Below are 14,237 nucleotides of genomic sequence, written 5' to 3'. Positions count from 1 at the left end.
ACATTTTCCGACAATAACGGTGAAAAAACACCGCCTGCTGTCAGCAGACGGCGTTTCGGTCAGACCCGCACTTTTCCGTATTCTTTCCGCAGTTCGCTCGCAATGATGTTGCGCTGGATTTCCGAGGTGCCTTCGTAAATTTTCGTAATGCGGGCATCGCGGAAGTAACGTTCGATCGGGTAATCTTTCATGTAGCCGAGGCCGCCGTGGATTTGCACGGCCATGTCAGCGATTTTGTTGTACACCTCCGAGCCGAACAGTTTGGCGATGGCCGCTTCTTTGACGACGCGCATCTTTTGGTCGACCATCCAGGCGACGCGGTAAACGGTTGAGCGCAGCACTTCGATCAACATGCTCATTTCCGCCAGCATATGCTGGATCGCTTGCTGCTCGATGATCGGCTTGCCGAACTGCTCGCGCTGTTCAGCGTATTCCATGCAATACTCGAGCAGACGGATGCACGAGCCGAGGTTGCGCGCAGCAAGACCAGCACGGCCGTTCGCTAAAATTTTCAAGGCGTTGACATACCCCTCGCCTTCTTTTCCGAGCACGTTTTCGACCGGCACTTCCAAGTTGTCAAAAAACAGCTCGGCTGAATGCGATCCGCGCAGCCCCATTTTCCGCTCGACTTTTCCGACGATAAAGCCGGGGAAATCTTTTTCCACGATAAACGAGGTAATGCCTTTCGGGCCTTTTGACGGATCGGTGACGGCCATCACCGTAAACACGTGGGCGTCGACAGCGTTGGTGATGTAATGTTTCGAGCCGTTGATGATGTAGCGGTCGCCTTTGCGGACGGCGGTCGTTTTGATCGCGGCGGCGTTCGAGCCGGCGCTCGGCTCGGTTAAGGCGAAGGCGCCGATCCATTCCCCTGTCGCCATTTTCGGCAAGTAGCGCCGCTTTTGTTCTTCCGTGCCGAGCTCCACAATGCCGACCGTGCCAATGCCTGTATGGGCGCCAATTAGCGTCGTATAGCCGTTATGCGTTTTGCCGAGTTCCTCGTAAATAGCGCATTTGCCGACCATCGACAAGCCAAGGCCGCCGTATTCTTCTGGGATGCTTAAGCCGAACAGCCCCATGGCTTTCGATTTTTCAATAATATCTTCTGGAATGTGGTCGTTTTCTTCAATGTCCATGGCCACCGGTTCCACGACTTCTTTCACAAATTTGCGGACGTTTTCTTTTAAAAATTCAATCTCGGCTGGCAACGTAAAATCCATCCTCTTCCCCTCCCGATGATTGGATTCCATATTTTTGCGCCTTGCGCACAAGGGTTGACGCATCGACGCCCAACAGCTTCGCCGCCCGCCGATACGTGCGCGCATGATGAAGCGCTTTGATGATGAGCTGGCGCTCGACGTCCGCCACCGCTTGTTTGAGCGGGATGATTTCGCCTGATGACACCGGATTGGCAGCCGACGGCGGCTCAAGATGAAGCCATTTCGCCACATGATCTTCGTCAACGACTGGCGAAACCGAGGTCACAAACATGCGCTCAATGGCGTTGACGAGCTCGCGGACGTTCCCAGGCCAATGGTAGTCCATCATCATCGCAAGCGCCCTGTCGGTGAACACGAGCTGCTTTTGATACTTTTTGGCAAACCGCTTTCGGTAATGGTCAACCAACAGCGGGATGTCTTCCTTCCGGTCGCGCAGCGGCGGAATGGCAATCGGCATCACGTTCAGCCGGTAAAACAAATCAGCGCGAAACCGCCCAGCGGCGACAAGCTCCTCAAGCGGCTTGTTCGTCGCGGCGATGACACGCACATCGATCCGCTTCGGCGCCTCCGCCCCAACCTCATGATTTCCATCGACTGCAACACGCGAAGGAGCTTTACTTGCAAGTGAAGGGGAATTTCACTGATTTCATCGAGAAAAATCGTCCCGCCATCCGCCTGCTCGAAATAGCCTTTTTTCCCTTTCTTCGCCGCTCCGGTGAACGCCCCCGGCTCATAGCCGAACAGCTCGGACTCCATCAGCGTCTCGGGAATCGCCCCGCAGTTCACTTTCACAAACGGACGGCCGCTGCGCGCGCTCTGCTTCCAGATGAAGTTCGCCAGCTCTTCCTTTCCAGCGCCCGACTCTCCGGTCAAAAGCACGGTGACATCCACGGCCGCTGCCTGGCGGGCAATGGCGACAACGCGCGCCATCGCCGGCGCCCGGTAAATAAGGTCATCGCCTTCCTGCCGGCTTAACGTATGAAGGAGCCGTTTCGTCTCCTCAAGTTCGGCGCGAAGCTGCTCCATCTCGGTCATGTCTTTGACATACACGACAACCCGCTCGATCTCTCCGTCCTCCTCGATGATCGGCACCGCGGAAACGATCCAAATGTTTCCCGTTTCCGTCCCCTGATGAAGCATCGAACAGAGCTGACGTCCATCAAGCGCCTGTCGAACGACCCGGTCAAGCGGGGCGGTCACCCGCTCTTGCTCCGTTCCTAGAAACAGCGCATCCCATTTTTTGTTTCGCCGCGTGATCATTCCACTGCGGTCCGTGATAGCGATGCCGTCGCTGGATGCCTCCATCACCGTTTGCAGCTCATTGACGATGCGCTTGACGGTCTCAAGTTCGTTGGAGATAAATTCAATCTCAGAAATGTCTTGAAACACCCCGACAGCACCGACGACCTTCCCACCGTCGATAATCGGCGACCGGTTCGTAATATAGACGCGCTTGCCGACGCGGTACTTTTCCGTACATCCTTGACCGGTGTGCACGACATCGAGCAGGCCGGATGGAACGACGATATCGGTCAACAATCGGCCGAGCGCCTCTTCCTTCGTCGTCCGCGCCATCCGTTCCGCCGCCGGATTGATCGAGGTAATGCGCCCTTTTGCATCGATCGACAAAATGCCGTTATGGGCGGCGTTGAACATGGCTTCCAGCTGTTTTAAGCGAAGGCGGGACGCCTTTGCCTGCGCCGCCAAATACTGCTCTTTTGTCAATAGACCGGCCAGGCGGCCGCTCTCATCAACAACGGCGCGGAGCGGACTGCCGCCAAACGCGATCTCCTCAAGGCGCGCATGAGCCGGAAGCGGCTGCGGCGGCCGCATCACCTCACGAACCGTTTTGCGCCCCTGGGCGAGGCCAAACAGCACGTCCTCGGCCGCCACCACCCCGACCATTTCTCCTTCGCTGTCGCATGCGATGGCCCCAGCCATCCCTTGCTTGGCCAACGTGCGGGCCGCCTGCTCAAGGGAATCGCTTTCCCAAACAGCAGCGGTTGTTTTCCACATGATGTCTTCTATCGTCATCCCCATCCCCTGTCTCGCCTTCACTTTGTTTGGAAAAGCAAACTGCGTGCCAACAAATCAAGTGTCGTATTATTCAGAAAAAATACATCTCCATTCTCCATCGTATCAAACCTTCCGTTGCAAAACAACAACGACTTGTTGCAAAAACGCAACAAACCTGCAGAATGTGTTGTGTTTTTGCCATTCAGACAGCCGGAATCGTTGCGTTTTCGCAACAGCATGGCGCCGGACAACTGCGGGGCAAAGGGCCGGGCTTTCTGAGGCCGCACCGGCCGTATGTCGGTCAGGTTGCAGCGTGGGATGCAGCGATAGGCCTGCGAAATATAGTCCGGGGTTCTCTTAACAGCGGGGCTGTGGCGGCCGCATACCTTGTCCGTCCTGTTCTCCTTCTTTTTTCCATCATAAAACTTGTTTTTTCGATGAGAAAATTCATTGTCTTTTTTAAGAATTTCGTTATAATAAAGATTGTTAATGATAGTGATTTTCATTTTCTTAGTCCAAAAGGAGGTGGCCGCATGGTTCGCTTGTATGCCGAGGAGCTCACCGTCCGCTACGATGACCGGACGATTTTCAAACATTTGTCCGTCCGCATTCCCGACCGGCAAATCACCGCCATTATCGGGCCGAACGGATGCGGCAAGTCGACGCTGCTCAAGACGTTGACGCGCATCATTTCCCCGCAATCGGGCGCGGTCATTTTAGACGGCCAAGCGATTTCCCAGCAACCGACGAAAGAGCTGGCGAAAAAAATGGCCATTTTGCCGCAGACGCCGGAAGCGACAAGCGGACTGACCGTCGGGGAACTCGTCTCGTACGGCCGCTTTCCGTATCAAAAAGGATTCGGACGGCTGACAAAGCGGGATTATGAAGCGATTGACTGGGCGCTTGACGTCACCAAAACGGCCGACTTAAAGCACCGGCCGGTCGATGCGCTCTCGGGCGGACAGCGGCAGCGCGTCTGGATCGCCATGGCGCTCGCCCAAGAGACCGACATCATCTTTTTAGACGAGCCGACGACGTATTTGGACATCGCCCATCAGCTTGAGGTGCTCGAGCTGCTTGAACGGCTGAACCAAGAAGAAGGGCGGACGATCGTCATGGTGCTTCATGACATCAACCAGGCGGCCCGCTTTGCCGACTATATCATCGCCATGAAAGCAGGAGCCATCATCAAGTCCGGGCGGAGCGAAGACGTTATCTGCCGCGAAGTGCTCCGCGACGTGTTTGGCATCGACGCCGACATCGGCCGCGACCCGCGGACGAACAAACCAATTTGCTTCACTTATCAATTGCTCAAGGAGGCTTAATTCATCATGAGGAAAACATGGCTTGCACTGCTGCTGATGTTCGCGCTTGTGCTAAGCGCATGCGGCAACACCAATAACGGAAAAAAAGAGGACAACGCGTCATCTTCCAAAAATGAAAAGGAGACGGTCACCTTCCAATCGGAAAACGGCCCAGTCGAAATTCCCGCCCATCCGAAACGAATTGTCGCTCTATGGGGAGCTCCTTATATCGTGGCGTTTGGAGTGCCGGTGGTCGGAGCGGATGCCTGGTCCAAAGCAAGTCCCGTTCTGCAGGACAAGCTGAAAGATGCCGAAACGGTCAGCGAAGATGATATTGAAAAAATCATTTCATTAAAACCGGACTTAATTGTCGGATTATCGACAACGAAAAATATCGACAAATTGAACAAAATCGCGCCGACGATCACCTTTACATATGAAAAATACAACTACCGCGATTTAATCTTGCAATACGCCAAGCTCGTCAATAAAGAAGACGAAGCAAAAAAATGGATCAAAGACTTCCAACAACGGGCACAGGAAGCTGGAAAGCAAATTCGGGCGAAAATCGGCGAAAACGCGACGGTGACCGTTGCCGAGAATTTCGGCAAACAGCTGTACGTGTATGGACAAAACTGGGGACGCGGCACGGAAATTTTATATCAAGAAATGAAACTGAAAATGCCGAAAGCGGTTGAAGAGCACGCGCTAAAACCAGGGTATTACGCCGTTTCGCTTGAAGCGCTGCCGCAATTTGTCGGCGACTATCTCATCTTCTGCAAGTACACGGAAGGCGACAGCGACACTTCTTTCATGGAAACGAACACATTCAAAAACATCCCTGCGGTGAAAAACGGCCGCATGTTTGTCGCGGATTCAAAAGCATTCTACTTTAACGACCCGATCACACTCGAGTACCAGCTCGATTTCTTTAAAAAGCACTTTTTAGGTCAATGACCTTGACGACGGGACGTCCAACCATGGATGTCCCGTCTGTTTCGTATACACAACAAGGAGGAGAGAGACGATGGAAGAGATGCAGCGCCGTTTGCCGTTTCGCTACACCTTTCCGCTATCCGTCCTCATCTTGGCCGCCGTTTGGTTCAGCTCCATGGCCATCGGCGTAGCGGACACCACTTGGCGTGACGTATGGCAAGCCCTGTTTTCCGATCAGGAGGGCAAGACGTTTGATCTCATCCGAGAATTGCGCATTCCGCGCGAGACAGCGGCAGCAGCTGTCGGCGCTGGCCTCGCCGTCGCCGGAGCGATCATGCAAGGAATGACGCGCAATCCGCTCGCTGATCCGGGGCTTCTTGGCCTCACGGCGGGAGCGAACGCGGCGCTGGCCGCCACCCTTGCCTTTTTCCCTTCAGCCGGCTATATCGCCATCACCTTCGCTTGCTTGGCCGGTTCTGCTGCAGGGGCGGGGATGGTCTTTGGCATCGGCGCCGCCCGCAAAGGAGGGTTTTCACCGCTTCGCATCGTCTTGGCCGGTTCAGCGGTCTCGGCGCTTTTGTTCGCCATCGCCGAAGGAATTGGGCTTTATTTCCATATTTCCAAAGACGTGTCAATGTGGACGTCAGGCGGAGTCGCTGGTGTCTCCTGGAAACAGCTGACGGTGATGATCCCGCTCGTTCTTATTGGTTTAGGCATCGCCGTTGCGTTTTCACGCCAATTGACCATTTTGAGTCTAAGCGAAGATGTGGCTGTCGGGGTTGGGCAGAAAACGTCCGTCGTCAAGGCTTGGTTGTTTTTCGTCGTGTTTTTGTTGACGGGGGCCTCGGTGTCCATTGCCGGCAACATTACCTTTATCGGCCTGATGATTCCCCACCTCGTAAGGGCAATCGCCGGGGCCGATTATCGCTTTGTCATCCCTCTATCCGCCGCCATCGGCGCTAGCGCCATGGTCATGGCTGACACGGCCGCGCGCACGATTTACGCGCCATTTGAAACACCGGTAGCCGCCATCATTGCGGTCATCGGCCTGCCCTTTTTCCTATTCGTCGTGCGGAGAAAAGGGAGGGGATGGGAATGAGAACACGCATGACATCAGTGTTAGGATGGCTCGCTTTGCTCATTCTCGCCACGGTTGCAGTGGCATTGGGCACAGGCGAAGCACCGCTCTCGTATGACCGCATCATTCCGACGCTGTTAGGGGACGGCTCGATGCAAGAAAAGTTCATCTTGTTTTCTCTTCGCTTGCCGCGCATCGTGATCACCTTGCTAGCGGGGATGGCGCTTGCTTTGTCGGGTGCGATTTTGCAAAGCATTACCCGCAATGACTTGGCCGACCCAGGCGTGCTCGGAATCAACGCTGGGGCTGGAGCGGGCGTGGCCTTATTCTTTTTATTTTTCCCGATCGACGCCGGCACCTTTGTGTACGCCATTCCGCTTGTTGCGTTCGTGAGTGGCTTGTTGACGGCCGCCGTCATTTATGCCATTTCCTATAACAGAACAGCAGGACTCCAGCCTGTGTCATTTGTACTCACCGGCGTCGGGGTGTCGATGGCGCTCTCCGGGCTGATGATCGTGCTTATTTCTTCCACCGACCGGACAAAAGTCGATTTCATTGCCAAATGGCTCGCCGGCAACATCTGGGGGGATGATTGGCCATTTATTTGGGCCGTGCTGCCGTGGCTGGCGGCCGGCGCATTGGCGGCATTGTACCGAGCCAAGAGCCTCAATATTTTACATTTGGGCGACGCCGTCTCAATTGGCGTCGGCGTCCACGTCCGCCGCGAGCGGCTCGTGCTGATGGCAGCGGCCGTCGCCGTCGCTTCCACCGCCGTCTCCGTAACCGGGGGCATCTCCTTTATCGGCTTAATGGCGCCGCATATCGCCAAGTTGATCGTTGGCCCGCGGCATGAGCGTGTCATTCCGGCCTCCATGCTTATTGGCGGATGGTTGCTGCTTGCGGCTGACACGATCGGGCGCAACGTTCTCGCCGAGCCGCTTCCGGCCGGCGTCATCGTCTCCTTGATCGGCGCGCCGTATTTCATTTACTTGTTGCTAAAACGCTGACCGATCCGCTTCCGGTCAACGGCGGCAGCGGTCATTTCATCATCACAGTTGACCACCAAGGCCGTAAGAAAAGCGCAAAGCGCCCCCTATCAGCGAAGATCGCACAAGCCCCACCGAGGAGGATGTCGCCGCCGCAGTGTGGGGCGGAGCGATTCGAGCCGATGGCGCTTGGAGCTAAACAGTGCTCCACCTAATCGTAAACACTTTCTTACCTTCCAAAAAGGCGCCGGCATCAGGACATCCGGCGTCTTTTCCATAAGCGGATAGCGGCAACGGTGATGATCAGGCCGATGATGACATACACCACCTCGGCATACATCCCAATCACCTCAGACACTTTCCCCCACGACTGGCCAAGCGCTGCGCCGATCGAAACGAGCGCCGTATTCCAAATCAATGTGCCGAGCACGGACAGCCAGACAAACAGTCCGATATTCATCTTCGCCATGCCCGCCGGGATGGAAATCAAGCTGCGCACCAACGGAATCATGCGGCCAAGAAAGACGGCCCATACCCCATAACGGTGAAACGTCCGGTTCGCCTTGGCGATGTCTTCCGGCTTCACCCGCAGCCATCTCCCCCAACGGTCGACGATCCGCTCGAGCCGTTCAACCGACAACAGCCGGCCAATTCCGTACAGCACCAATGCCCCGGCAACCGAACCGGCGGTCGCCGCCGCAATGACGCCGGGCACCGTCAAAGACGTGTACGTCGTCATAAACCCGCCAAACGGCAAAATGACTTCCGACGGAATCGGTGGAAAAATGTTTTCCAGCGCGATGATCAGAAAAATGCCGATATAGCCGAATTGTTCCATTACATTCGTGATCCACGCCTGCATGGCGCCATTCTCTCCCTTCCGCCCGGCTCATTGTATGTATGCATGTCTCTTTCCTCATTAATGTATGTATATGATATGGTAGTACAAAAAAAGATCCTTTGCAAAAAAGAAAAGCAGCTTGCTTTCGCTCTCCCTTCGATATCACCGGCTTCATCGGCGTCCCGCAAACGAAAGGCCGCCCACCCCCAAGCAGATGAGGATGGACGGCGCGCCCCCTTGCAACAACCCTTCCATGATTATACCCAACCACGATAGCGAGCTGCTTCTGCTGTTTGGCGCAGCCCGATCATGTACGCCGCCATGCGCATATCCACACGGCGCGATTCCGCCAATTCATAGACGCGATGAAACGCGCTCGTCAATTTCTCTTTCAACTTCTCGACGACTTCCTCTTCCGTCCAATAATAGCCTTGGTTGTTTTGCACCCATTCAAAATAGGAAACCGTCACCCCGCCAGCGCTCGCCAGCACATCAGGCACCAATAGCACGCCCCGCTCCGTCAAGATTTTGGTCGCTTCCAGCGTCGTCGGGCCGTTGGCCGCCTCGACCACAATTTTAGCGCGAATATTCGCGGCATTGTCACGCGTAATTTGATTCGCTACCGCGGCCGGAACTAAAATATCACACTCTTTTTCCAGCAGCTCTTGATTGGTGATGACATTCTCAAACAGCGTTGTCACCGTGCCAAAACTGTCGCGGCGATCCAACAAATACGGAATATCCAGTCCGTTCGGGTCATACAACGCGCCATACGCATCGGAAATGCCAATGACGCGAGCTCCAGCTTCATGCAAAAACTTGGCCAAAAAGCTGCCTGCATTGCCGAATCCTTGAATAATGACCCGCGCCCCCTGCAACTCAATTCCTGCTTTTTTCGCTGCTTCTTCGATGCAAATCGTGACACCGAGCGCCGTCGCTTTTTCCCGACCTTGGGAGCCGCCGAGCACAAGCGGCTTGCCGGTGATAAAGCCAGGCGAATCAAATTCGCGGATGCGGCTATACTCATCCATCATCCACGCCATGATTTGCGAGTTGGTAAACACGTCCGGCGCCGGGATATCTTTGGATGGCCCCACGATCTGGCTGATCGCCCGCACATAGCCGCGGCTGAGCCGCTCCAGCTCACCCATCGACATGTTCCGCGGGTCGCAGACGATGCCACCTTTGCCGCCGCCATACGGCAAACCGACAATTCCGGCTTTGATCGTCATCCACATCGACAGCGCCTTCACTTCTTCCTCGGTGACATCCGGATGAAAACGAATGCCTCCCTTGGTCGGCCCTACGGCATCGCTATGCTGGGCGCGGTAGCCGGTAAACACTTTCACCGTTCCGTCATCCATACGGACGGGAATGCGTACGGTAAGGACGCGCAATGGTTCTTTGAGCAGCTCATACATCTCCTCACCGTAGCCGAGTTTGGCCAGCGCCGCTTTGATCACACGCTGGGTGGAGAGAAACATATTTTCTTCCATCGTCTCATTCGCCTCTTTGACTCGATTTATGGACGGGACAAGACATTCGCAATCCGTTCAAACGCCCAATCCAATTCCTCTTTCGTAATGATGAGCGGCGGTGCGAAACGAATGACCGTCTCATGCGTTTCCTTGCAAAGCAATCCTTGCTCTTTCAGCGCCTCACAGTACGGACGCGCCGGCACATGCAGCTCGACGCCGATAAACAAGCCGCGGCCGCGGATTTCTTTGATGTCTTTGTTTTCGATTTGCTTTAACTTCGCCAAAAAATATTCGCCAAGCTCAAGCGACCGCTCCGCCAGCCGCTCTTCTTCAATCACCTCAAGCGCCGCGATCGACACCGCGCAGGCGAGCGGATTGCCGCCGAACGTCGATCCGTGCGAGCCGGGTTCAAACACCGACAAAATGTCGCGGTTGGCGACGACGCACGAAATCGGGAACACCCCGCCGCCGAGGGCTTTCCCTAAAATATACATATCAGGCACAACATCTTCCCAGTCGCAGGCAAATAACTTTCCAGTCCGTCCCAAACCTGTTTGAATTTCATCCGCAATGAACAACACGTTGTTTTCTTTGCACACGTCATAAGCCGCTTTTAAAAAGCCTTGCGGTGGGATGCGGATGCCGGCTTCTCCTTGGATCGGTTCGACAAGAAACGCCGCCGTATTCGGTGTAATCGCCGCTTTCAACGCTTCGATGTCGCCGTACGGGATGATTTTCACCCCGGGCAAAAGCGGCCCAAAACCTCGTTTATAAGCCGGTTCGGACGACAACGACACCGCGGCGAGCGTCCGGCCGTGGAAATTGCCTTCACAAACGATGATTTCCGCTTTGTTGTCCGGAACGCCTTTTACATCATACGCCCAGCGGCGCGCCGCCTTGAGCGCCGTTTCCACCGCCTCGGCGCCGGTGTTCATCGGCAGCACCATCTCTTTTTTCGTCAGCAGGCACACTTTTTCATACCACGGGCCGAGCTGGTCGTTATGGAAGGCGCGCGATGTGAGCGTGACGCGATCAGCTTGCCGCTTTAACGCCTCCACAATTTTCGGATGTCGATGTCCTTGGTTGACGGCCGAATAAGCGCTTAACATGTCCATATAACGGTTGCCCTCTGGATCTTTCACCCATACCCCTTCCGCTTCGGAAATGACGATCGGCAATGGATGATAATTTCGCGCTCCATATCGTTCCGTTTGTTCGATCAGCTGTTCGGACTTCGTAGCCATCATCAACCGCTCCTTTCCTTATCTGCGTTTCTTCGCTATAAAAGGGCGGACGCCGCCGCCCTTTTTTTGGTTTAAAACATTTCCGACACCGTTTTCGCTTGCATATGGAGAATCAAATAGTCCGGACCGCCCGCTTTCGAGTCGGTGCCTGACATGTTAAAGCCGCCAAACGGCTGATACCCGACAATCGCCCCTGTGCAGCCGCGGTTGAAGTACAAATTGCCAACATGGAACTCGTGCCGCGCTTTTTCGAGATTCGCCCGATTGCGCGAAATGACGGCTCCTGTCAGACCGTATTCGGTGTTGTTCGCAATCTCAAGCGCATGGTCAAAGTCGCGCGCTTTGGCAAACGCCACGACCGGTCCGAAAATTTCCTCCTGCATGATGCGCGCGTTCGGGTCGACATCCGCAAACACGGTCGGCTGGATGAAGAACCCTTTCGAATCGTCTCCTTCCCCGCCGGTCATGAGACGGCCTTCTTGTTTGCCGATTTCGATGTACTCCATAATTTTGTTGTACGCCCCTTGGTCGATGACCGGGCCCATAAACGTCGCTTGCTCCGCCGGATCGCCGACGTTGAGCTGCTTCGTCAGCTCGACGACGCGGTTTAGCACTTGGTCGTAGACATCTTGAACCACGATCGCGCGCGAGCACGCTGAGCATTTTTGCCCCGAGAATCCAAACGCCGATGCGACAATCGATTGCGCCGCCAGTTCGAGGTCCGCTTCTTTATCGACGACGATGGCGTCTTTGCCTCCCATTTCCGCGATGACGCGCTTCAGCCAAATTTGCCCCGGATGCACTTTCGCTGCCCGCTCATAAATGCGGATGCCGACATCGCGCGATCCGGTGAAGCTGATAAATCGTGTGCGCGGATGGTCGACGAGATAATCTCCGACTTCAGCCCCGCTGCCCGGAATATAGTTCAACACACCAGCCGGAAGCCCCGCTTCTTCCAACACTTCCACAAATTTATACGCCACGACCGGCGTCGCGCTCGCGGGTTTCAACAGCACCGTATTGCCGGTCACAAGCGAAGCAACGGTTGTTCCCGCCATAATGGCAAACGGGAAGTTCCACGGCGAAATGACAACCCCGACTCCAAGCGGAATGTAGAAGAACCGGTTCGTTTCCCCTGGACGGCTCTCAACCGGAATGCCGTCTTTCAACTTCAACATTTGCCGGCCGTAATATTCCATAAAGTCGATCGCTTCCGCGGTATCGGCGTCCGCTTCACGCCACGGTTTGCCCGCTTCTTTCACCAGCCAAGCGGAAAACTCGTGCTTGCGCCGGCGCACGATCGCCGCCGCCCGGAACAAAATATCGGCCCGCGCTTCCGGGCTCATCCGGCTCCAAGTGCGAAACGCCTCATCAGCGGTTTTCATCGCCCGCTCCGCCAGCTCTTTGTTCGCTTTCGCCACCCGGCCGACCACTTCCGTTTTGTTCGCCGGATTGATCGAAATGATTTTGTCTTCCGTCATCACCCGCTCGCCGCCGATCACAAGCGGATAATCGCGCCCAAGCTCCGATTCCACTTTTTTGAGCGCCGCTAAAAACGCTTCACGGTTTGCTTCTACGGTAAAGTCGGTGAGCGGTTCGTGTCTGTACGGCTGCACCATTTCGTCATCCTCCTTTTAAAGGCAAAAAAATTTTTCGTTATAAAACGGTTTCATAGTTATATTATGCAAATGATTATGGCTTTTTTCAATGGTTTTTACTTGACGGCCTTGAGCTCCCCTTTTTCTGCGGCTAGGGGCTGAACCCGTTTTTTCGCCACAAGGTGGTAGTACCCGTAGCAAGCGAGCAAAAACGGAATGCCGCAGTAAAGAGCGATCCGTTGATCTGGAATAAACGCCAGTCCGATGATCGTCGCCATATTCAGCGCAAACGCGGCCAGCGGCACGAACGGATACAACGGCGTCCGGTATTTCAGATCGCGCACATCGCCGCCTTCGCGCAAAAACGCTTTCCGGCCGAAATAGCTTGACAGCGCGATGGAAGCCCACACCGTGACGGCGCCAAAACCGGCGATCGCCGTCAGCCAGACGTACACCGTATCTTCCGCATACACGCTGCACAACAGAGACAAGCAGCCGATGGCAATGCTGGCAATAAGCGCATTGATGGGCACGCCGCGTTTCGATAGCTTGCTGAAAAACGGACTGACCATGCCTTGGCGCGACATCGACCAGAGGACGCGCGATGTCGCATATAAGCCCGAGTTGGCCACCGACAGCACCGCCGTAATGATGACAAAATTCATGATATCGGCTGCATACGGAATGCCAATGTTGTCAAACACCTCAACAAACGGGCTTTCCACAACGCCGGCTTTCTCCCACGGAAACAAGCCAGCCAGCACAAAAATGGCCAAAATAAAGAAGATCAAAATGCGCCATACGGTGTTGCGCAACGCAACCGGCACTGTTTTTTCCGGCTCGCGGCTTTCCCCTGCCGCCACGCCGACCAATTCCGTCCCTTGGAACGAAAAGTTCACCAGGATCATCGTCGTAAAAATCGCCCAAAACCCGTTTGGAAACAATCCGCCATGATCAGTAAAATTCGAGAAAAACGGAGCGGGCTGCCCATTTTTCATCTGGATGACGCCAAACATCGCCGCCAGACCAAGAACAATAAACGCGATCACCGTCAGCACCTTGATGCTCGAAAACCAAAACTCCACCTCGCCAAATCCTTTGACAGACAACGCATTGATCAAAAACAAGAGCAAAGCGAAGACGGCGCAAAACACCCATGTCGGCACATCGGGAAACCATCGTTTCATGAGGATGCTGACGGTGAGAAGCTCGATGCCGACCGTCACCGACCAGTTCAGCCATGACAGCCAACCGATGCAATACCCCACTGCCGGCGAGATGAATTTTGTCGCATACGTCTGATACGACCCGGCATCAGGAATCCTCACGGCCAATTCTCCCAACGAAAGCATGGTCAAATACATGACCAATCCGCCAAAAAGATACGCAACGACGGCCCCGCCTGGCCCCGCCTCATGAATCGTATAACCCGATCCTAAAAACAAACCGGTGCCGATCACTCCACCTAGCGCGATCATAAATAAATGCCTGCTTTTTAGCTCTCGTTTCAGTTCTTGCACGGGTTGCATCCGAAAA

General features: G+C 54.9%; 11 protein-coding genes and 1 pseudogene. 4 read left to right on the top strand and 8 right to left on the bottom strand.

What is annotated here, in order from left to right; genetic code table 11:
* Nucleotides 1-59: 59 nt before the first annotated feature.
* From A0V43_RS16400 to A0V43_RS20610, 3 genes and pseudogenes are all read right to left on the bottom strand, one after another.
* Nucleotides 60-1,220 (bottom strand): acyl-CoA dehydrogenase family protein, encoded by a 1,161-nt coding sequence (locus A0V43_RS16400; protein ID WP_063193565.1) that lies wholly within the window; start codon nucleotides 1,218-1,220, stop codon nucleotides 60-62.
* Nucleotides 1,192-3,260 (bottom strand): annotated as a pseudogene (locus A0V43_RS16395) (sigma 54-interacting transcriptional regulator). Before A0V43_RS16395 ends, A0V43_RS16400 begins: the two are co-directional and overlap by 29 nt.
* A gap of 14 nt (nucleotides 3,261-3,274) precedes the next feature.
* A complete protein-coding gene (locus A0V43_RS20610) occupies nucleotides 3,275-3,742 on the bottom strand; it encodes a hypothetical protein (protein ID WP_236930847.1) in 468 nt (155 codons plus the stop codon).
* 27 nt (nucleotides 3,743-3,769) lie between these two features.
* Between A0V43_RS20610 and A0V43_RS16385 the strand changes: the two genes are divergently transcribed.
* The 4 genes from A0V43_RS16385 (at nucleotide 3,770) to A0V43_RS16370 (ending at nucleotide 7,561) form a co-directional block, all read left to right on the top strand.
* Nucleotides 3,770-4,561 (top strand): ABC transporter ATP-binding protein, encoded by a 792-nt coding sequence (locus A0V43_RS16385; RefSeq protein WP_063193564.1) that lies wholly within the window; start codon nucleotides 3,770-3,772, stop codon nucleotides 4,559-4,561.
* A 6-nt stretch (nucleotides 4,562-4,567) separates the two neighbouring features.
* Complete coding sequence (locus tag A0V43_RS16380) at nucleotides 4,568-5,497, top strand: iron-hydroxamate ABC transporter substrate-binding protein (protein ID WP_020754694.1); 930 nt, start codon at nucleotides 4,568-4,570, stop codon at nucleotides 5,495-5,497.
* 70 nt (nucleotides 5,498-5,567) lie between these two features.
* Nucleotides 5,568-6,575 carry a FecCD family ABC transporter permease gene (locus A0V43_RS16375; protein WP_020754693.1) on the top strand — a complete coding sequence of 336 codons (1,008 nt, stop codon included), beginning with the start codon at nucleotides 5,568-5,570 and terminating at the stop codon, nucleotides 6,573-6,575.
* Nucleotides 6,572-7,561, top strand: a complete 990-nt coding sequence (locus A0V43_RS16370) for a FecCD family ABC transporter permease (RefSeq protein ID WP_063193563.1) — start codon at nucleotides 6,572-6,574, stop codon at nucleotides 7,559-7,561. Before A0V43_RS16375 ends, A0V43_RS16370 begins: the two co-directional genes overlap by 4 nt.
* Nucleotides 7,562-7,793: 232 nt before the next feature.
* Here the strand turns inward: A0V43_RS16370 and A0V43_RS16365 are convergent, their stop codons facing one another.
* The 5 genes from A0V43_RS16365 to A0V43_RS16345 form a co-directional block, all read right to left on the bottom strand.
* Nucleotides 7,794-8,402, bottom strand: coding sequence for a DedA family protein (locus tag A0V43_RS16365; protein ID WP_053414253.1), 609 nt, complete (start codon nucleotides 8,400-8,402; stop codon nucleotides 7,794-7,796).
* Between the two features lie 236 nt (nucleotides 8,403-8,638).
* Entirely contained in the window at nucleotides 8,639-9,877 is a 1,239-nt protein-coding gene (locus A0V43_RS16360; RefSeq protein ID WP_013144008.1) for a Glu/Leu/Phe/Val family dehydrogenase, read from the bottom strand.
* A gap of 26 nt (nucleotides 9,878-9,903) precedes the next feature.
* Nucleotides 9,904-11,103 (bottom strand): ornithine--oxo-acid transaminase, encoded by a 1,200-nt coding sequence (locus tag A0V43_RS16355; RefSeq protein ID WP_063193562.1) that lies wholly within the window; start codon nucleotides 11,101-11,103, stop codon nucleotides 9,904-9,906.
* 71 nt (nucleotides 11,104-11,174) lie between these two features.
* Entirely contained in the window at nucleotides 11,175-12,722 is a 1,548-nt protein-coding gene (pruA, locus tag A0V43_RS16350) for an L-glutamate gamma-semialdehyde dehydrogenase (RefSeq protein ID WP_013144006.1), read from the bottom strand.
* 95 nt (nucleotides 12,723-12,817) lie between these two features.
* The gene (locus A0V43_RS16345; protein WP_063193561.1) at nucleotides 12,818-14,230 is read right to left on the bottom strand and encodes an amino acid permease; all 1,413 of its coding nucleotides are present in this window, start codon (nucleotides 14,228-14,230) and stop codon (nucleotides 12,818-12,820) included.
* Nucleotides 14,231-14,237 lie beyond the last annotated feature (7 nt).

Source organism: Geobacillus sp. JS12 (assembly GCF_001592395.1).
Classification (GTDB): Bacteria; Bacillota; Bacilli; order Bacillales; family Anoxybacillaceae; genus Geobacillus; species Geobacillus zalihae.
This window is presented reverse-complemented; position numbering and strand designations above follow the sequence as displayed.